This window comes from Peribacillus sp. Hz7, from assembly GCF_042136355.1.
GTDB classification, from domain to species: Bacteria; Bacillota; Bacilli; order Bacillales; family DSM-1321; genus Peribacillus; species Peribacillus asahii_A.
In genome coordinates this window covers 26,610-47,177 of the sequence record NZ_JBHHJV010000016.1, presented here as the reverse complement: position 1 = coordinate 47,177, position 20,568 = coordinate 26,610, and the positions used below count along the sequence as shown (strand labels likewise).

The following is a 20,568-nucleotide window of genomic DNA, read 5'->3' as shown; positions in this document are numbered from 1 at the left end:
TAAAAAATAGGTATCCCCATATTGAGGGGATACCTATTTTTTTAAGATTTATCGTTAGAAAGATGAAACTTGGATACATATTGTGCAAGTGTATTGATTACGAGAGAACTTAGTTCATTATCAAAGCGTGTGTCTTGAATTAAGTGCACCATTTTCTTAGTGGACATATCAACATTTTCCACCGTACGGAAGTTTTGTTCGTTGACGATGGCAATGCTGCGAATGATATCACGCATCTGTTCTGTTACATTTGGTTGGGTTGCCGATGCTTGAGACATAGATGTTAATACATCACGTACAACGCGAATATATTCAGAACCTTTTTCCACTTCGTCGCTGCTGTTTTGAATAGAATTCTGAACAAGTGAAGAACTGTGTTCGATGTTTTCTAACGTATGTTTAATTTCCTTTGTTGCGAAAGTCGTTTGATCGGCGAGCTTGCGTATTTCTTGGGCAACAACAGCAAAACCTCTTCCATACTCGCCGGCGCGAGCAGCTTCAATTGTTGCGTTTAAGGCGAGCAAATTCGTTTGTTCAGCAATAGCATTGATCGTATTAACGATGCGTTCAATATTTTGAGAAGATTGTGTGAATGTTTCGGTTAAGGTGAGCGTATCATGAACCTTTTTCACAATCTCGCTCATTTTATCGTCAATGCCTGCGACTTGTTTTTGTGCTTCAAGCAATTGTTCCTGACTCATTTTTTCCATACCATTTAATGTTTCGTGAATCTGATCGACTTGATTCATAGCTTGATGCACGTCGTGTAATTGCTGCTGTGTGCTCTCTAACATTTCATTCATTTGTTCAATAACGGAATGGGAGTTTTGCTCAACGATAATGGTTCGCTTACGCAATGTTTGATTCATTTGTTCGACATCAAGTGCAGCTGATTTTACTTGATAAATCAATTCTTCTTGACTGTCTATGAAATTATTAACCCAGCGTCCCATAGCCCCCGTTTCATCATTGGAAAGCAATTCTTTTTTAACACGAATCGTTAAGTCACCGCCGCCTTCTGCGATTGTTTGAATCATTTCCGTCATTCGATTTAGACGATTAACAATTGGTTTTAATTGTTTTTTATGAAAATAGGAAGTGGCGAGTACACCGTATAAAATGTTAATGAGTAAAGCTAACCATGGCGGAACGAAAAAAGCCGTTAAAAGTTGATAGAGTACAATTCCAAGCATGGTAAGCAGGATGAAGCTTTTACCCAGACGAAAGCCGATAGAGCGTGTTCGATATACTTCTTCTAAATCACCTTCACACATCATCCCCCAAACATCAGGTGAACCAGGCAGCTGGAAAGTAACTCCTTTTCCGATGACGGGAATGTGGCGATAATCAGAATATCCGGGGAACTCAACGAATAGATTTTCGCCATTATCAATTGTATGTTGAACACCAGGATGTAATTTTTTTGTGGCAGGATCGGTGAAGCGAATTTCGAATTCAGTATGCTTCTTAATTTTTACAATCCCCCAATGTTTTGTTGTTACACCATCTTTTAAATTCTCCCCGAGTGAGAAGGTATGGTCTTCAAACCGGCTGCGGGATAATGCTACTCCTTGTGCGATAGATGGATCTAGATGAGAGTAGATCATAAAAATATAATTATCGCCTGAATCTTGATAAATATGTCCAGCTTCTCGTTGAATTAAATCCCCTATCACATCATTTGGAAGTCGACCGACTAGTATATAAAGGAGGGCACCATCTTTTATGACAGGCTGGAAAAATAAAATCGTAACTTCATCATGGAATTTGGAAGTGCGGGGTCCGATTTCTAATGTTAACGAATCCGTAAAGGGACCGTAAAGAAGGTGCTGCTCCGTTTCGATGACCCGCTCTATTGCTTTTTTATAGATTGGAGTTTGATTTGTATTGTAAGTGTGACCGATATGCTTTGGGTAGCTTGAAAAGACTACTTTTCCTTGTGGATTTAGAATGAATAATTCAGTAAAATATGTACTTTTTTCTTTGGAAACTTCTAAAAAGGAATTTAAATCTTGCTCAGAGATACGTTCTAATTCCTGCGCTCGTTTTTCTAAAGAAGCCCATCGCTCATTGGTCCATTCGTATAAAAGATTAACGCGAGTCTTCGCGATGCTTTCAAAAATTTCCTCGACTGACTCTTTAGATGAGCGATTCAACTTATACGACCACCATAAAGGGAGACCTTCTTTAAAATCTAACCAGTCAAAAAAGCCCATATGTATTCTCATTCCCTTCTGACTTTATTAAAAAAATGGTTCTGTTAAATAACGTTGTGGATTTTCGTTTCTTTTATTATGAATATTCAAAAAATAATATGTAATATTATTTGACATGTTTTGTTAGGAGTATTGTAGCATGAAAGTGTAGAAAGGGAAACAGCAAAATCAATTATGTTAGTTCTTTCGTATGATATAAGCGTTGATATTCGTTTTTTTTTTGTTAATCTTGTAGAGTTATTATTTAAAAAGAATAAAAGCTTAAGTATGGAAAATATAATGAGTATAAGAGGGGGCTGTAACACTTTTCACCGTAATGGAGGAATTGGAATGGAAGCGATAATGAGGAACTTCTTTCAATTTTTAGCGAGAAACAAACGCGTGAATAAGTGGGCTGCGAAATATGGGTTGCATCTAGGTGCGCAAAAATTTGTGGCAGGGTTATCTATTAAACAAGCAATTGAGCAAGTGCGGTTATTACATGAAGATGGACGAGTGGCGACATTGGACCATTTGGGTGAATTCGTAAAAAGTGAAGCCGAGGCAAGGCAGTCTGCTTATATGTGTTTGAAAGCGTTAGAGGCAATTGCTGAAGCGAATGTTCCTTCCCATTTATCTGTTAAGTTGACATCGCTTGGATTAGATATAAGTGATGATTTATGTTTTGAACAGATGTGTCATATTCTAAATAAAGCAAGTGAGCATCGGATTTTTGTTCGGATTGATATGGAGGATTATGCACATTGTCAACAAGCGATTGATCTCTTTAAGCGATTGCGGAAGATGTATGACGGAGTAGGTCTTGTTTTACAAGCTTATTTATATCGAACGGAACAGGATCTACGAGACTTGGGTCAAATCAGTGCCAACCTTCGTCTTGTGAAAGGGGCTTATAAAGAATCACCTGAAGTGGCTTTTCCAAAGAAAGTAGATGTAGATAAGAATTATTTAAAAATTATTAAACAGCATTTGTTAAATGGACATTATACAGCGGTAGCTAGTCATGACGAACAGATTATTCATCAAGTGAAAGAGTTTGTAAGAGAAAAAGAGATAAAAAGAGATCAATTTGAGTTTCAAATGCTTTTTGGCATTCGCGAAGATTTGCAAAAGAAATTAGCAAGTGAAGGATATACAGTACGCGTCTATGTACCGTATGGAAAGGATTGGTTCGGTTACTATATGAGGCGCTTAGCTGAAAGGCCGGCTAATGTTTGGTTTGTGATGAAGAATTGGATGAAATAAGAGGAGGAATGACGAGATGATATTTTCCTATAAACATGAACCATTTACTGATTTTTCTTTACAAGAAAACAAAGATGTTTTCATAACAGGTCTAGCTAAGGTGGGGGCGTGTCTCGGTCAAGAGTATCCGTTAATTATTGGGGGAGAGCGAATTTCAACAAAAGAAAAAATTATTTCGGTTAATCCAGCTAATCATAGCCAGGTTATAGGCAATGTGTCAAAAGCAAATAAGCAACTTGCAGAAAATGCGATGCAAGTAGCTGCGGAAACATTTAAAACATGGCGTAAGACAAAGCCAGAGATGAGAGCGGATATTCTTTTTCGTGCAGCTGCAATTGTTCGGCGTCGCAAGCATGAATTTTCAGCATGGTTAGTGAAAGAGGCGGGAAAACCATGGAATGAAGCAGATGCGGATACGGCAGAAGGAATTGACTTTATGGAATATTATGGGCGGCAAATGTTGAAGCTGAAGGATGGGATTCCGGTAGAAAGTCGTCCATCTGAATTCAATCGTTTTGCCTATATTCCACTCGGAGTAGGCGTTATTATTTCACCATGGAATTTTGCTTTTGCAATTATGGCAGGGATGACAACGGCGGCTGTCGTATCAGGCAATACGGTCTTATTGAAACCAGCTAGTACAACTCCAGTTATTGCAGCAAAGTTTATTGAAGTGCTTGAAGAAGCGGGTCTTCCCGCTGGTGTTGTGAACTTTATTCCGGGAAGTGGAGCGGAAGTAGGGGATTATTTGGTTGATCATCCGAGCACCCGTTTTATTAGCTTTACAGGTTCTCGCGATGTGGGGGTTCGCATTTTTGAACGAGCATCGAAAGTGCAGGATAGTCAAATTTGGTTGAAGCGTGTCATTGCGGAAATGGGAGGGAAGGATACGATTGTTGTCGATAAAGAAGCAGACTTAGAGCTTGCGGCGCAGTCGATTGTTGCCTCTGCATTCGGATTCTCGGGTCAGAAATGTTCAGCTTGCTCACGGGCGGTTGTTGTGGCGGATGTGTATGATACGGTTTTAAATCGCGCTGTTGAATTAACCAAGAAGCTAATGGTTGGTGATCCAGCTTATCAAGAAAATTTTATGGGACCGATGAATGACCAAGCGGCCTTTGATAAAGTTATGAGTTATATCGAAATAGGGAAACAAGAAGGGAAGTTGATGATTGGCGGCAAGGGGGATGATAGAGAAGGATGGTTTATTCAGCCTACTATATTCGCTCATGTAGAAGAACATGCACGTATTATGCAGGAGGAAATTTTCGGCCCCGTAGTCGCTTTCTGTAAGGCGCGTGATTTTGCTCATGCGCTGGAAATTGCGAATAATACGGAGTATGGTTTAACAGGTGCTGTTATTTCGAATAATCGTTCTCATATTGAAAAAGCACGTGAAGATTTTCATGTTGGAAATTTATATATTAATAGAGGGTGTACGGGGGCGATTGTTGGTTACCAACCCTTTGGTGGATTTAATATGTCAGGGACGGATTCAAAAGCAGGCGGTCCAGATTATTTGATTCAGCATATGCAGGGAAAGACCATTTCTGAAATGTTTTAAGATGCTTTTATATGATTAAATTCCCCTTCAGCGTTAATCACTATTTTTCTTCGTTGTCGTATTTTAGCAGGGTAAGTATGGTAATGAAGGGGGAAAAATGATGAATATAGATGGAAGATCTCCATGGTATCCTCAAGGAGTTAATTGGCAAGGGATGGGGCCAGGCGGCTATTGGCCGGGAACATGGCAAACAGGTTATTGGCCAGGCGGTCATTGGCACGGCGGAGGTCACTGGTATGGAGGCCATCCTGGAGGCTATTGGCATGGTGGATATCACGGAGGAGGTCATCATCCTGGGGGACAGTGGCACGGAGGATATTAGCTAGATAAAGGATCAAGCGTGTATTAGAAATGACAAAAAAGCTGTTCCTGAGTTTGGATCAGCTTTTTTTATATGCAGTTATTCCGCATGTAACGAGCAGTAAGCCCCTCTGATAGAAGCTCTACTTTAGGATGAAAAATTATATTCTTTTACAAAGAAATCGACCGTTCTTAACAAGAGATTAATAATTCTCCTTTATATTGTAGGAAAGAAGGAGAGAAATCTTTGTTGTCAGTTAGTTTATAACGAACGGGAGATGATTCAGTGCTTAAAAGGTTAATCAGTGGATTTTTAATGATAGTCATCATTAGCTGTATTTACCTCTATGCTCCTGAAGCGCCGCGCAATCAAGAAGAAACGGCATTGGCACAAACGTTTGTTGAAAATGAGGAATGGTTCATTCCGAATCGGCACATCCCAGATGATTTACATGTAACGGAAGTGGGGCAAAGTATTGCAGATTCTAAGGGTGAGCTCACATTGCTTGCAAAAGCAACAGAAATTGCACCTATTGTGGTTGGTCCTATTGAAGTTATGATTAAAGATGTGAAAGTCATTCGTGTTGTACCTGATAATAGCATGATGGACTTCTTTCAAGCTTATACGAAGAAACAAGAATTTGATATGATAAAGATGAGTGTCGAAATTCATAATACCTCCAGTGATACGGTACAGTTCACCCCGGTTACTCGTTTAGAAACGACCGATGGTGAGCAGAAAACCGAAGAAGATAATTTGTTTTTAGAAGAGATACAGGGGACATTCATAGGTGGAGATGTGAAGCGGGGGGATATTGGATTTATCCTAAATGATCAAGCCCGATCAACATTGCAAGGTATACACATATTTACAAGTGATGCGGTAAATACTAATGGAACCGTCTTCGAACAAGGGAAGAAAATTGAAATTAACTTTTAAATGGAGACAGCGATTCTTGTTTGAGGGGAATCGTTTTTTTATTTGGGTAATATTCGTGAAAAATGGTGATTTTATATTACGTTGTGGTTTGTTCGCTGAAAGAGTGAGATATTAGCGAATAAAATATTATTTTATCAGACTAATAGTTCGTATATAATGATGAGAAAGACGAGAGGAGAGGTGCAGATGTTTAAAACAAAGAAAGTGTTACTGTTAGGGTCAGGGGAGCTTGGGAAAGAGGTTGCTATTGAAGCGCAGCGTCTTGGTGTGGAAACCATTGCGGTGGATCGCTATGAACAAGCTCCAGCAATGCAGGTTGCTCATCGGGGTTATGTGGTTGATATGTTAGATGGAGAGAAAATTCGTGAAATCGTTGAAAGAGAAAAACCAGATTTAATTGTTCCAGAAATCGAGGCCATTGCGACTTCAGAATTATTGAAGCTAGAGGATGAGGGATTTCGTGTCATTCCAACCGCACGTGCAGCGAAGTTAACGATGGATCGGGAAGGAATTCGCCGTTTAGCAGCTGAAACATTAGGTCTTCCAACGGCTGGCTATCGATTTGCGGATACATATGAAGAATTCGTGCAAGGAGCGCAAGAAATTGGTTTTCCGTGCGTTGTAAAACCATTAATGAGTTCATCAGGAAAAGGGCAAAGTGTATGTGCGTCTGAAGCGGAACTTGCTAAGTCTTGGGAAATTGCGATGGAAGGCGGACGCGTACAAAATGGCCGTGTAATTATTGAAGAGTTTATTCACTTCGATTCTGAGATTACATTGTTAACGGTTCGTTCAGTAAATGGTACGAATTTCTGTGCTCCAATCGGTCACGTTCAAAAAGGCGGCGATTATATTGAATCTTGGCAGCCTCATAATATGACGGGACAGCAAATTGAAGAAGCGAAGCGAATTGCGAAGACGATTACAGATGAGCTAAGTGGATTTGGTTTATTTGGTGTTGAATTATTTCTTTCTGGAGAAAAGGTTTATTTCAGTGAGGTATCACCGCGCCCGCATGATACAGGTCTTGTCACGCTTGTGACGCAAAACCTATCTGAATTTGCCCTGCATGTGCGTGCGATTTTAGGATTCCCAATTCCTGAAATTACACTTATTACACCGGGAGCGAGCCGTCCGCTTAAATCAGATGAAGAATACGAGGACTATTCAATTACTGGAGTAGACCAAGCTTTATCTGTTCCGAACACACAAGTTCGTGTATTCGCTAAACCGGTTACGAAGATAGGTCGTCGTGTTGCTGTAGCGTTATCGACGGCTGAAACAGTAGAAGAAGCGAGAGAGAAGGCGAAGCGAGCTTTAGACTTCTTACATGTTGAAAAATAAAGGCCCTCTTTATCCCACACTTAACGGGCAGTAAGACCCCCACCTCAAGCTTATGAGGAGTCAAAGAAGATAGGTGGGGGACAACTGCCCGTAAAGGTCCGATTGGTTCAACTAACCATCAGTGGGGGGTGAAGCGAAACCCCCACTGATGGAAGTTTCACTTTATGCTGAATAGCTTTTCAAGTATAAATATGATAGTATTTAGCTTTACTTAAATAGAGGAAGTGACATATTGTGATTCACATTGAAATACCTGAGGCAGAGATTACAATTACACAGCGAAAACAAGTGCGAACAGCAGATGAGCCGGTAATTAAGGATATTTATGGATTTATTGATTTTCATCAAATTCCAAGAGATAAAGGCGGCATCTTCATGTTTTATAATGAAGCAGGCGAGCTCCTTTTTGTTGGGAAAGCTCGAAAGCTTAGACAAAGAATTAAAAGACATTTTGAAGACCAAGTTTCACCGATGAAACATCATCGAAAGGAAGTTTACCAAATTGATGTTTGCATCGTCGAGTCTCCGATGGAACGTGAGATTTATGAAACGTACATCATTAATGAATATCAAGCGAAATATAATATTGATAAAGTGTTTTTTAAATAATAATCAAAGAGTCAGAAACTTTAAAGTTTCCGGCTTTTTTTATTTGTAGGCGTTATTTTTTTGAGAATTTGTTAGATAACGTTGTTAATTTCATGCTTTAGATATAATAAAAATGCAAAAACTAAAAGAACGTTAAAATTGTAATGTTACATAGTATTTGTTAATATAATAATTAAGTAACATTAGATTGTGGGAGGAAATGGTGTGGAGTATGTCGATCCTATAAAAGACATCGAGAGTATTAATGCGATTAAACAAATTTTGCAACAGCAATCACAAAGAGATCTTTTGCTTTTCGTATTAGGTATTAATACGGGAATCAGAGTGAGTGAGTTACTGGCTTTAAAGGTGGATGATGTTTGGGAGGATTCTCATATTAAAGAATTTCTCCGTATTCGCGACACTAAGCATGAAGAGGCAAAGGCGTATTATTTAAATAATAATGTGAGAGATGTTCTCGAAAAATATTTGGCACAATGGAATTTTACCAGCAGTGATTATTTGTTTAAATCTAAGAAAAATAATCAACCGATTACACGCCAGCAAGCTTATCGAATTATTAATCATGCTGCCAAAGAAGTTGGAATTCCAGGGAAGATTGGAACACATACTTTAAGGAAAACATTTGGCTACCATGCGTATCGGAAAGGAATTGCAATCTCCATTTTAATGTCGATTTATAATCATCATTCTCCTGCAGAAACATTGCGTTATTTAGGGATTGAAAAGAATGAGGAACATTTAATTAGAGTAGACGTCAATTTATAGCGAAGCGAATTGTGATAAAACTATTTAACTCATAATAAAAACCTCCACAAGTATAAACTTGTGAAGGTTTCTAGAGTATTGCTCGTATAAGTAGTTATTGTTCATCGTTATAGGTTTCGAGCGTAGCAGTCATATTAACATTTGTTAAATCTTTAACGTAGTCTTCTATAACATGAACTTGCAGTGTTTCTTTATTTTTCATGAACTTGAATATTCCGTTATTAAAATCTGTGCCGAGTTCCTTAAAGAAAATTCCTTCAAACTCAACATTTTTTGTATGGTTGAAAGTAAGTCGGTATTGATCATTTTCTTTAATAAGATACGCACGTACCCCTTTTTCAAAATGTCCTTCTTGATCTTTAAGTGAACGAGACACAGATATGATATGAAGGTCAATAAATGGAATCTCACGTAATAAGGAGTTAATCACTGATTCTTTTGTGATTTGTTCCCAGCGGCTTTGCGCTGTTTGCCCCAGAACGATTTGTGTAATATGTTTCTCTCTTGCCACTTCAGCGATTACTTTGGTGACGGATCGTTTTTCATTATCTTTAATAATGAATTCTTCAGCGTTATGCTGTTCAGCTAATTGCTGCCATCTCGTAATATAAAATGATTTTTCTGCATCCAATTCATCGAAAGGCTTTGGATCAATCGTTAGGATATAGAGCGGGCAGTCAAGCATGCTCGCAATCTTACAGCCACGTTGAATGAGGCGTTCGCCATTTGGTCCATAATAAACGCAGACGAGGATGCTCTCATCCATGCGTCCCTTGATCTTCTTCATGATTTAGTTCACCTCAATAAATAGATGGGAATGAAACAAGTTAGTAAGTATCGTTAGACTATGTATGACTATAGCTTATGGTTCGGTTACAGTCAATTAAATTTATAAAGAATAAGGAGGGAGCCGGATTGTCTTGGTTACACATCATGATTGTAATTCCATTTATCTTTGCGCTATTTGTACCATTTCTATATAAATTCTTTACACCTCGAATTCATACAGGGTGGTTTGTATTCATTGTGCCGCTTGTATTATTCTTATCTCTTCTAAAATACATCCCTGCCATCGCTGACGGAAAGACTGTCTATCACTCCGTACCGTGGATGCCATCTTTAGGAATTAATTATACAACCTATATGGATGGGTTGGGGCTTATTTTTGGACTTTTAATTACCGGAATCGGTACATTAGTTGTTCTTTACTCCATTTACTATATGTCCAAACACCGTGAATCCCTTCATAACTTCTATGTGTATTTGCTGTTATTCATGGGAGCAATGCTTGGAGTTGTTTTTACTGATAATGTTTTAGTTTTATATGTATTTTGGGAAATGACTAGTATCTCCTCGTTCTTATTAATTGCGTATTGGTACCAGCGGAAAAAGTCTCGCTATGGTGCTCAAAAATCTATGCTTATTACAATATTCGGTGGTTTGGCGATGCTTGCTGGGTTTATCATGCTATCCATGATAACCGAAACGTATAGCCTGCGAGAGATGTTCAATCAAGTAGACGTCATTACTGCACACTCTTTATTCCTTCCTGCAATGCTTTTAATTCTATTAGGCGCTTTTACGAAATCTGCCCAGTTTCCATTTAGCATTTGGCTGCCAGATGCCATGGAAGCACCCACACCAATTAGTGCTTATCTGCACTCTGCGACAATGGTGAAGGCTGGTATTTATTTGGTAGCTCGGTTTACACCCATCTTTGGCGGAAATGCGGAATGGTTTTGGGTAATTTCGAGTATCGGGCTCATCACTTTGTTGTACGGTTCTATCAATGCGGTTAAACAAACGGATTTAAAGGCGTTATTAGCTTATTCGACCATTAGTCAATTAGGACTAATTATGTGTCTGCTTGGATTGGGATCTGCGGCTCTTTATTTCGGATATGGGGATGAGGCAACGGTCTATGCAGCGGCCATTTTAGCAGCTATCTTCCACTTAATTAATCACTCCACATTTAAAGGCAGTCTGTTTATGGTCGTTGGTATTATTGACCATGAAACAGGGACCCGGGATATTCGAAAACTGGGTGGTTTGATGGGGCTTATGCCGATCTCCTTTACACTAACCATCATTGGAAGCTTTGCTATGGCGGGGTTACCCCCATTTAATGGCTTTTTGAGTAAGGAGATGTTTTTTACAGGTGTCTTGAATGCCTCTCAAATGAACATATTTAGCATGAATACATTCGGCTTACTCTTCCCAACGATTGCGTGGATTGCTAGTGTATTCACGTTTATTTACTGCATGATTTTACTGTTTAAAACATTTACGGGAAGGTATCAACCAAGCAAATTAGAGAAGGCAGCGCATGAAGCTCCGTTAGGTATGTTGATTTCGCCTATTCTGCTAGCCTCGCTTGTCATTCTTATTTTCTTTTTCCCAAATGTGCTTTCCCATTATTTATTACAACCTGCGTTAATTGCCATTTTACCAATCTTTGCTCAAAGCGGTGGCATTGATGTGAAGATTAGTGCTTGGCACGGTTGGAATACAGAGTTATTTATGACGTTGGGGATTGTAGGACTGGGAACCTTCATGTACATCTATTTGAAAAAGTGGTCCGGGGTATACGGCCTGTTTTCTCAAAGGTGGACGCTCAATGCTGGATATGATTTTGCGATTGAGAAGATGGAGAGGTTTTCCCAAGGATTCACAAATCGATATATGACTGGTTTTATTAGAGATTATGTTGTGTACATTTTTGCAGTGCTGATTGTTATGCTTGGTGGTTCTCTTTGGTTATTTGATGGAATCGCGATAGATATTTTAAATGATGCTCCTATTAGTCTATACGAAGGAGGAGTAGTTGTCGGGATGATTATTGCGGCAATTACCGTTCCGTTAGCTAAATCCAGGCTGACAGCCATCATTGCTGTTGGGGTGCTTGGCTATCTTGTATCTATGCTGTTTGTCATCTTCCGTGCACCTGATTTAGCTCTTACTCAATTGGTTGTTGAAACGGTGACGGTTGCTCTATTTTTATTGTGTTTCTACCACCTGCCAGAATTTCGAAAAGAAACGGTTCGGATGCGATTTAAGTTAACTAATTTAATCATTTCTATTGGAGTGGGAGTAATTGTTACTATCATCGCATTGTCTGCCAATAGCACAAGGCTTTTTGAACCAATCTCAAGCTACTTTGAGAATTCTTACGATCTTGCAGGTGCTAAAAACATAGTAAATGCTATCCTTGTTGATTTCAGGGGTATTGATACGATGCTGGAAATATTTGTTCTGTGTATTGCGAGCCTTGGAGTGTACACATTAATTAAACTTCGATTAGCGGGGAGGGATTAAGCATGAAGAAGCCTAATGACATTATTTTGCATGCTGTCACAAAAGTGGCTGTACCGATTATCCTTGCCTTCTCGTTTCATCTTTTTTTCTCGGGACATCATAATCCGGGTGGAGGATTTATCGGTGGGCTAGCGATTGCCTCCGCATTGACGCTTTTATTTCTTGCTTTTGATATTGAAACGGTGCGTGCCAATATTGGTGTAGATTTTAAAGTAGTTGCAGCAATTGGCGTTTTGCTTGCGGTACTAACTGGGGTAGGGTCATTTTTTTTCGATGCTCCATTTCTAAGTCATACATTTGATTATTTCAATCTTCCTATCTTTGGGAAGACAGAGCTTGCAACAGCTGTTCTTTTTGATATCGGGGTTGCGTTAGCTGTTATTGGAACGTCTGTTACGACTATTTTAAGCATAAGTGAGGATCGATAAAGATGGAAACGTTAATGTCTTTCCTTGTTGGGATATTGTTTATGATCGGCACATATTTAATTTTGGCTAAAGGCTTATTAAGAATCATATTAGGAACTTCTATTATCAGTCATGCAGTCCATCTGCTCATTTTAACAATGGGGGGACTCAAGACAGGGGGGCCTCCGTTATTAGGTTTGAAAAATACATCCTATACGGATGCCCTGCCACAAGCCCTTATTTTAACAGCAATTGTGATTAACTTTGCCGTAACGGCTTTGTTTTTAGTGCTAAGCTATCGCGCGTATAAACTTGTGGGTACTGATGATGTGGGTCAAATGAGGGGTAATGCGGATGAATAATATTGTGATTTTGCCAATCATTATCCCATTAATAATGGGGATGATATTGGTAATATTTAGGGGAAATATTCAATTTCAACGGTGGATGAGTCTTATTGCCATTGCAGCTGTTGGGAGTACATCAATTTATTTGATGACTCAAATTAAAGAGCATGGTATGCAAACGCTGCAATTGGGCGGCTGGCAGGCTCCTTTTGGAGTGAGCATGGTAGCGGATATGTTTGCTGTATTACTGCTTATTACAACGAGTTTTGTTGCCTTTTGTTGTTTAATATATGCGTTCGGTTCGATTGGGAAGGAGAGGGAGTCCTACTATTTTTACCCGATGTTCTTGTTTCTTCTTACAGGTATTAATGGGTCATTTTTGACAGGAGATATATTCAATTTATTCGTCTGCTTTGAAGTGATGTTAATTTCTTCTTATGTCCTTTTATCTTTAGGAGGAACGAAGATACAGCTCCGGGAGTCTATTAAATATGTTCTTGTGAATATCATTTCTTCTTTTCTCTTTTTGCTTGCCGTTGCCTATTTATATGCGATGACAGGCACGTTGAATTTAGCTCATCTATCTGTACGTATAGCAGAGGTTGGGCAAGATGGCTTGATGACTACCGTTGCTATTTTATTTTTAATCGTATTCAGCCTGAAGGCAGCGCTATTCTTATTCTTTTGGCTGCCGGGTTCTTACAGTGCTCCCCCAACAGCGGTTGCAGCGGTTTTTGCAGCATTGCTCACAAAGGTCGGGATGTATGCGATCTTTCGAATGTTTACGCTCGTATTTTATCATGAACCTCAAGTTACCCATTTAATCATTGGGATACTAGGGGGATTAACGATGGTGCTTGGTGCATTTGGAGCAATCGCTTATTGGGATATTAAAAAAATATTAGCGTATAACGTAATTGTCGGAGTTGGCCTGATTATGTCTGGCCTAGCTGCTTTTACATCAACGGCGATTACTGGCTCTATATACTATCTTATCCATGACATCATTATTAAAGCCCTTATCTTTCTTCTAGGGGGTACGATGATTCATTTAACAGGTACAAGTAATTTGAAAGACATGAGCGGATTAATTCGTACACATCCCTATGTAGGATGGATGTTCTTTATCGCTGCTCTATCATTAGCAGGTATACCGCCTTTGAGTGGTTTTATCGGTAAAGTATTGATTACAAAAGGAACGTTTGAAGCGAGCTATTTTTGGTTAGGCGGTATAGGTCTGTTAACAAGCTTGCTAGTTTTGTATTCGGTTATGAAGATTTTTATGAACGGTTTTTGGGGAGAAACGCTTTTGAGTGAGGATATGGAGAAGGGAACTACAAAAGGATTAATGTTCCCTATGGGATGTCTCCTTGCTGCTACTGTTGCATTAGGCTTTGGTGCAGAGGGGATTCATGAATATGTGAGTATGGCAGCAGAAGGCTTATTACGTCCTGAACTATATATTGAAGCTGTATTAGGAAGAAATCCAATGCCTTAGAGTTCTACTTTATATGATATATGATTGAAAGGGGGGAGTTCATTGTCCATCCAAGTATTAATTAATTTATTTCTTGCTGCCCTGTGGATGTTTCTCCAAGATGAATTAAGCATATTGACTTTTTTCAGCGGCTATTTAATCGGGTTAATTGTTTTATGGATTTTACGTCACTTTTTTGCTAAACCTTTTTATCTTAGCAGCTTTGTGGCTGTATTCAAATTGTTCCTTGTCTTTATTTACGAATTGATTACATCAAGCCTCCTTGTTATGCGGCAAGTGTTACGGCCAAAGATCAATATTACACCCGGAATTATTACGCTAAAAACAGATTTAGAAGGAGAGTTGGAAATAACTTTACTTGCTCTGCTCTTAACATTGACTCCTGGTTCTGTCGTTTTGGAAGTATCTCAAGATGGGAAGGTCTTTTATATTCATGCGATGGACATTCCTGAATCAAGCGATGCAGTTTATCGATCACAACATAAATTCGAAAAGGCCATTAAGGGGGTAACACGCAAATGGTGGAATTAGTTTTGATGAGTTCGTTGTTTTTGTTAATCCTCTCTATTTTACTTACTCTTTATCGAGTTATTAAGGGACCTTCGATGCCTGACAGAGTGCAGGCATTGGATGCGATTGGTATCAATTTACTTGCTGGAGTAGCAATTTTTGCTGTCCTGCTTAGAACGTCAGCTTTTTTAGAAATTATTCTGTTAATCGGCATTCTCTCGTTTGTTGGAACGGTGGCCTTTGCTAGGTTTATTGAAAGAGGTGTGGTCATTGAACGTAAGCCTGCCGATTGAAGCGATAGCGGTTATTTTGATTTTTATCGGAACGGTGTTCGCTTTTTTAAGTGCAATTGGATTAATTCGATTACCCGATGTGTACACTCGTTCCCATGCAGCATCAAAAAGTGCGACGCTTGGTGTACTTTGTGTCTTATTTGGGACGTTGCTTTATTTCTGGATTACAGAGGGCGTTTTTAGTGTCCGTTTACTTCTTGGAATCTTTTTCGTATTCCTAACGGCTCCTGTTGCAGCACATGTGATTTGTCGTGCTGCTTATCGTTCTAATGTAGAATTGGCTGAAGAAAGTGTGCAAGATGATTTGAAAAAAGTGATGCAAGAAAAATAAAAAAATGAAGGGTTACTCTGTAATATTAAAGACAGGTGATTGCACATTAGATACTTAGAATCAACATTTGTCTATAATGTTGCACATTATATTATATATGGTACATCACTATTCATATAGTGGTGTATTTTTTATTATAAAAGACCTCTAGATGACCTCATTTAATACAACAACTACACTCTATATAAAATGATTCACAAATACATAATGTAATTTTCTGTTCATCTTCTGTTCACATAACCATTATAAACTAAGGATGTCAAAAAGAGATTGGAGGAATTAAGATGAACATTGCTTGGAAAGAAATAAAGAAAAATAAAATAAGATTTTTGATTTTAGGCTCAATCGTTTTTCTTGTTAGTTTATTAACATTTATAATATCAGGTTTAGCAAATGGATTATCTCAAGACAATGCTGCATTAATTAAAAATCTACCAAACGGACAGTTTTATATGACTAAAGATGCAAACGAAACTTACAACCTGTCAAGAATTCATAGCAGGACCCAAGATGAAATATTAAACAAACAAAGTGATGCTGTAGCTTTTTCAATTCAAATGGGGTTTTTAAATGATCATGAGGAGAAGCAACGAAGCATTGCCTTTGTTACTTCGACCCACTCAGAGTTTTTTCAAAATGTGAATAAAGGAGAAATCATACTAGACCGTTCTATGGAAGATGAGGGGATAAAAATTGGGGACATTTTAACGAATAATCAATACAAGGGCCAATTTATTGTAAAAGGTTTTGTAGACCAAAGTAAATTCAGTCACGCACCAGTCGCCTATATCAGTGTAGAAGACTATAAAGAAATGTACAAGGTCAACGAAATGCAATTACTTTTCATACCGGGAGATGATTCCACACAGGTAGCAGCTGATTTACAATCATTTTCGAAGAATGAGTTCCTTAATACCATTGCGAGTTATAAAGCGGAGCAGATGTCCTTGAATATGATTATTTGGTTTTTAGTTGTGATTAGCGGAATGTTATTTGCTATCTTTTTCTATATGATGAACGTTCAAAAAATAGGTTTATACGGAATCCTTAAAGCAATTGGTGTCAAAACGAGTGTCTTGTTTAAAATGATGTGGACCCAAATGGTTTTTATAACCATCATTGCACTTTGTATATCCATTGTGATTAGTCAAGTTTTTAATTTGATGGCACCTAAAGGAATGCCTTTTCATTTAACCCCTGAAGCTACCATTCAATTGTCAATCATCTTCTTAATAATCGGATTTATTGGAGCTACTCTTTCAGGTATACAAATAAAAAAAGTCGAACCATTACAAGCCATTCAACAAGGAGAGAGTTAATATGTCTATACTTACAATAGATGAAGTTAGGAAAACATTTATAAATGGTGAAGTGAAGGAAGAAATCCTAAAAGGAGTTCATCTCTCCCTGAGAGAAGGAGAAATAACCGCATTAATGGGTGCTTCAGGTTCTGGTAAAAGCACACTCTTAACTATAGCGGCTGGACTTCAACCTGCATCAGATGGGCAAATTATATTTGAAGGGGAGAATTTGACTACTTTGAATTCAGAGCGAGTTCGGAAAATACGCGCGAGTAAATTTGGTTTCGTCTTTCAATTTGCACATCTCGTTCCTTTTCTGACAGTTGAAGAGCAACTGATGCTCATGCTGGATGTGTCTGAATCGAAACTTGAGAAACGGGAACAAAAAAAAGAAGTGAACAAACTACTGAAATTAGTGGAAATGGATCATCGGAGAAATGCCTATCCATCTTCTTTATCAGGTGGCGAAAAGCAGCGTGTTGCCATTGCTCGTGCTGTGGTCCATAAACCAAAAGTTCTTTTTGCGGATGAACCAACTGCAAGTTTAGATTCAAAAAGGTCTAAAGATATTATGATATTAATTCGAAATCTATCTAAAACCCTAAACTTAGCGACTTTAATGGTCACACATGACGAAGAAATGCTTTCTTATGCAGACCATATTATTAAAATGAGTGATGGACGGATTTTGCGAAGTATAAAATAAATTTATTTAATAGTGATAGGAAAAGTATGGTATCTATTTATTAAGTGTATATGTATTTTAGTCATAGGAAACTGAAATTTTGCCACTTAGATTTCCTTGCTTTTCAATCGTTAATGATTATAATGCAAGTAATTAGACATAGTCATTTTAAAGGATATAGGAGCAAACATTTATGACAAGTATTCTAATTGTTGATGACGATATCAATATTTTAAAACTTGTAGATATTCACTTATCTGAACAGGGGTATAAAGTATTCCAAGCAAAAAACGGTATTGAAGCTTTGGAAATTCTTCAAAAGGAAATGTGTCATTTAGCTGTAGTCGATATAATGATGCCTTTTATGGACGGCTATGAACTCACGAAAGAGATTAGAAATAGGTATGATCTTCCTGTCATCCTTTTAACTGCTAAAAATCAAATTGAAGATAAGGAACAAGGATTTCATGCGGGGACGGACGACTATCTAGTCAAGCCATTTGAACCGAAGGAATTAAGTTTCCGAATAAAAGCTTTGTTACGGCGATATGACAATCATCCAGACGAAAACATTATACGAATCGGAAATACAACAATTAACAAAAAAAGTTATGAGGTTCAAAATGGAGATCGAACCATACTTTTACCTTTAAAAGAGTTTGAACTTTTGTATTTTCTCATGTCAAATCCAATGCAAGTGTTTTCCAGAAATCATCTCATTGAACAGATTTGGGGTTTAGATCATCAAGGGGATGAACGAACAGTAGATGTTCATATTAAAAGATTGCGAGAACGTTTTTCAAAATTGACAGATGATTTTCAAATTAAAACAGTGCGTGGAGTCGGATATTCATTGGAGGCAAAACGCGGATGAGATCTCTTTATGTAAAATTTGTTGTGATTACCATCGGAATCATGATTATAAGCAGTGTGACTGCCTTTTTACTTTCTAATGCTTATTACCAACAAAAATTAAAGCCCTATAATGATCAAAAAAATACGGTAATCGCTCAATCTATCGCTTCGTTTGTGAACGATTATTCAGGTGTAGACCTCCAAGACTATTTAGAACATATTTCTACCATTGGATATCAGATTTATTTGGTTGATCCTGCTGGTAATGAATCTTATTTTGGTGCATCTTTTAGGGATAAAACTCTTTCTGTTTCAACTAAAGAGTATGTATTAAATGGTAATATTTACCACGGGATTCTTGATTTTCCAAATAGAACATTTGTAACTGGCTTTTTTGCAAATGAACTACAAAATACAATCGGTGTTCCGTTGGAATATAAAGAAAAAAACTATGCACTATTTATTAGACCAGATATCAAACTTCTCTTTAATGAAATGCACTATTTATTTGGTTCGATCCTTATACTGTCTATCGCCTTGAGTATTGTTATGGTAGTGTTTAGTACTAAGTATTTAGTAAAACCGATATCAAACCTAACGAAAGCGACCAAATCACTTGCAAATGGTCAGTTTAATGTAGACCTCTCAGTTAATCGTCATGATGAGTTAGGAGAACTGACTCATAGTTTTTTAAGAATGTCGAAAAAACTAGAACAAATAGATGACGTGAGGAAAGAATTCATCTCAAATATATCTCATGATATACAGTCACCACTTTCGAATATTAAAGGATATACGAACTTACTAGAAAATGAATCAATAAGCCAAGAAGAAAGAAGCCAATACATTTCAATCATTAACGGTGAAATTAGAAGACTTTCTACTTTAACAAAACAATTATTGCTGCTCGCCTCGTTAGATCGAAATGAGGATATTATGAAGAAGGAATTCTTCAACGTTGGTCAGCAGATGAGGGAATTGGTTCATCATTACCAATGGTTAGTAGGTGAAAAAGGTATTATGCTTAGCTACTCCTTACCAGATATTAAGATTACTGGGGATCCATCCTTACTTAATACGGTTTGGGATAACCTTTTATCAAATGCCATTAAATATAATAAACCGAACGGTAGTATAGATATATCAATAGAAGATAAAGGAGAATTTGTCTCCGTAACTTTTGAGGATACAGGAATAGGGATGAAAGATACGGAACTAAAAAGGATATTTGATCGCTTTTATCGAGCAGATATAGCACGTACAAGAACTGTTGAGGGGTCAGGCTTGGGTTTATCGATTGTTACTACAATTGTCAAACTGCATGGGGGGCATATTATTGTGAATAGTGAAGAAGCAGTAGGGTCTACTTTTATTATAGAAATACCAGTTTAGGTAGGCGTAGAAGAGATTGCAAAGGATTCTATTTAAACTATATGGTGCGTTTTGGTGAAGAACACACGATAATTTTTGTTGTGGTAGTAAATGAGGTCATATGTAGTACAAAAAGGGATAGATAAGGCAGAATATTATCTGCTGTATCTATCCCTATCTTTTATCACATGTAGTGTGCAACATCCTATACAAATCCTTTAATACATGTTGCCATATTCTTGTGTTATTACTTTCTTTGCTGTTTTCCAACCAGTCCAAATAAAATAATGGCGACAATAGAATCATAGGCTTCGGAAATGGTAGTGCTGTTATCGAGAAAAAAGTGATGTTCCAGTGTTGAATTTATCGCATTCATAATAGGTTTCATAATGAGCGGACATTTTGATGCAGGGGCTGTTCCAAAAGTCATGAAAGTGGGTTTCGGGGCAGCTCTCCCGTTTAATTGAACAATCATTCTCTTAGATCATTACTTTTTTACCATCCTCAAAAAGTGCGTTTAAGGACAAAAACCAGGAATCTAGCCAGGAAAATGTCCTTCATCAAAGTCATGAAGGACAAAACTCGGAAATCCAGCCAGGAAAATGTCCTTCATCAAAGTCATGAAGGACAAAACTCGGAAATCCAGCCAGGAGAATGTCCTTCATCAAA

The 20,568-nt window shown here is 37.9% G+C and carries 20 protein-coding genes; 18 read left to right on the top strand and 2 right to left on the bottom strand.

Translation table 11 applies throughout. From position 1 onward, the window contains the following. Window positions 1-41: 41 nt before the first annotated feature. Complete coding sequence (locus ACE199_RS17725) at window positions 42-2,228, bottom strand: methyl-accepting chemotaxis protein (protein WP_375350991.1); 2,187 nt, start codon at window positions 2,226-2,228, stop codon at window positions 42-44. 318 nt (window positions 2,229-2,546) lie between these two features. Between ACE199_RS17725 and ACE199_RS17720 the strand changes: the two genes are divergently transcribed. The 7 genes from ACE199_RS17720 (at window position 2,547) to ACE199_RS17690 (ending at window position 8,986) form a co-directional block, all read left to right on the top strand. Then, window positions 2,547-3,461 carry a proline dehydrogenase family protein gene (locus ACE199_RS17720; RefSeq protein WP_375350990.1) on the top strand — a complete coding sequence of 305 codons (915 nt, stop codon included), beginning with the start codon at window positions 2,547-2,549 and terminating at the stop codon, window positions 3,459-3,461. Between the two features lie 16 nt (window positions 3,462-3,477). After that, window positions 3,478-5,025, top strand: coding sequence for an L-glutamate gamma-semialdehyde dehydrogenase (gene pruA, locus ACE199_RS17715; protein ID WP_375350989.1), 1,548 nt, complete (start codon window positions 3,478-3,480; stop codon window positions 5,023-5,025). 97 nt (window positions 5,026-5,122) lie between these two features. Beyond that, the gene (locus tag ACE199_RS17710; protein WP_375350988.1) at window positions 5,123-5,347 is read left to right on the top strand and encodes a hypothetical protein; all 225 of its coding nucleotides are present in this window, start codon (window positions 5,123-5,125) and stop codon (window positions 5,345-5,347) included. 264 nt (window positions 5,348-5,611) lie between these two features. Beyond that, window positions 5,612-6,265: a hypothetical protein gene (locus ACE199_RS17705; RefSeq protein WP_375350987.1), complete on the top strand. Its 654-nt coding sequence runs from the start codon at window positions 5,612-5,614 to the stop codon at window positions 6,263-6,265. A 186-nt stretch (window positions 6,266-6,451) separates the two neighbouring features. Next, window positions 6,452-7,609, top strand: a complete 1,158-nt coding sequence (gene purT, locus ACE199_RS17700; RefSeq protein WP_375350986.1) for a phosphoribosylglycinamide formyltransferase 2 — start codon at window positions 6,452-6,454, stop codon at window positions 7,607-7,609. A 234-nt stretch (window positions 7,610-7,843) separates the two neighbouring features. Further along, the gene (locus ACE199_RS17695; protein WP_252291524.1) at window positions 7,844-8,218 is read left to right on the top strand and encodes a nucleotide excision repair endonuclease; all 375 of its coding nucleotides are present in this window, start codon (window positions 7,844-7,846) and stop codon (window positions 8,216-8,218) included. Window positions 8,219-8,422: 204 nt separating this feature from the next. After that, entirely contained in the window at window positions 8,423-8,986 is a 564-nt protein-coding gene (locus tag ACE199_RS17690; RefSeq protein ID WP_375350985.1) for a tyrosine-type recombinase/integrase, read from the top strand. A 94-nt stretch (window positions 8,987-9,080) separates the two neighbouring features. On the opposite strand, the gene ACE199_RS17685 is transcribed toward ACE199_RS17690, so the two are convergent. Further along, the gene (locus tag ACE199_RS17685; protein ID WP_375350984.1) at window positions 9,081-9,773 is read right to left on the bottom strand and encodes a universal stress protein; all 693 of its coding nucleotides are present in this window, start codon (window positions 9,771-9,773) and stop codon (window positions 9,081-9,083) included. Window positions 9,774-9,901: 128 nt separating this feature from the next. Between ACE199_RS17685 and ACE199_RS17680 the strand changes: the two genes are divergently transcribed. The 11 genes from ACE199_RS17680 to ACE199_RS17630 all read left to right on the top strand — a co-directional run bounded on the left by ACE199_RS17680 (window position 9,902) and on the right by ACE199_RS17630 (window position 19,920). After that, window positions 9,902-12,301 (top strand): Na+/H+ antiporter subunit A, encoded by a 2,400-nt coding sequence (locus ACE199_RS17680; protein WP_375350983.1) that lies wholly within the window; start codon window positions 9,902-9,904, stop codon window positions 12,299-12,301. A gap of 2 nt (window positions 12,302-12,303) precedes the next feature. Continuing rightward, on the top strand, window positions 12,304-12,729 hold the full coding sequence (locus ACE199_RS17675) for a Na(+)/H(+) antiporter subunit B (RefSeq protein WP_252291516.1): 426 nt from the start codon (window positions 12,304-12,306) through the stop codon (window positions 12,727-12,729). 2 nt (window positions 12,730-12,731) lie between these two features. Next, a complete protein-coding gene (locus ACE199_RS17670) occupies window positions 12,732-13,070 on the top strand; it encodes a Na(+)/H(+) antiporter subunit C (RefSeq protein WP_127761857.1) in 339 nt (112 codons plus the stop codon). Further along, window positions 13,063-14,553 (top strand): Na+/H+ antiporter subunit D, encoded by a 1,491-nt coding sequence (locus tag ACE199_RS17665; RefSeq protein ID WP_375350982.1) that lies wholly within the window; start codon window positions 13,063-13,065, stop codon window positions 14,551-14,553. Before ACE199_RS17670 ends, ACE199_RS17665 begins: the two co-directional genes overlap by 8 nt. A gap of 42 nt (window positions 14,554-14,595) precedes the next feature. Continuing rightward, window positions 14,596-15,084 carry a Na+/H+ antiporter subunit E gene (locus ACE199_RS17660; protein WP_252291512.1) on the top strand — a complete coding sequence of 163 codons (489 nt, stop codon included), beginning with the start codon at window positions 14,596-14,598 and terminating at the stop codon, window positions 15,082-15,084. Continuing rightward, window positions 15,072-15,356, top strand: coding sequence for a Na(+)/H(+) antiporter subunit F1 (locus ACE199_RS17655; protein WP_375350981.1), 285 nt, complete (start codon window positions 15,072-15,074; stop codon window positions 15,354-15,356). Before ACE199_RS17660 ends, ACE199_RS17655 begins: the two co-directional genes overlap by 13 nt. Next, a complete protein-coding gene (gene mnhG / locus ACE199_RS17650; RefSeq protein WP_252291508.1) occupies window positions 15,334-15,687 on the top strand; it encodes a monovalent cation/H(+) antiporter subunit G in 354 nt (117 codons plus the stop codon). Before ACE199_RS17655 ends, mnhG begins: the two co-directional genes overlap by 23 nt. 284 nt (window positions 15,688-15,971) lie before the next feature. Beyond that, a complete protein-coding gene (locus ACE199_RS17645) occupies window positions 15,972-17,006 on the top strand; it encodes an FtsX-like permease family protein (RefSeq protein WP_375350980.1) in 1,035 nt (344 codons plus the stop codon). A 1-nt stretch (window position 17,007) separates the two neighbouring features. Next, window positions 17,008-17,694, top strand: a complete 687-nt coding sequence (locus ACE199_RS17640; RefSeq protein ID WP_375350979.1) for an ABC transporter ATP-binding protein — start codon at window positions 17,008-17,010, stop codon at window positions 17,692-17,694. A 172-nt stretch (window positions 17,695-17,866) separates the two neighbouring features. Beyond that, window positions 17,867-18,547, top strand: coding sequence for a response regulator transcription factor (locus ACE199_RS17635; RefSeq protein WP_375350978.1), 681 nt, complete (start codon window positions 17,867-17,869; stop codon window positions 18,545-18,547). Then, the gene (locus tag ACE199_RS17630; protein ID WP_375350977.1) at window positions 18,544-19,920 is read left to right on the top strand and encodes a sensor histidine kinase; all 1,377 of its coding nucleotides are present in this window, start codon (window positions 18,544-18,546) and stop codon (window positions 19,918-19,920) included. Before ACE199_RS17635 ends, ACE199_RS17630 begins: the two co-directional genes overlap by 4 nt. Window positions 19,921-20,568 lie beyond the last annotated feature (648 nt).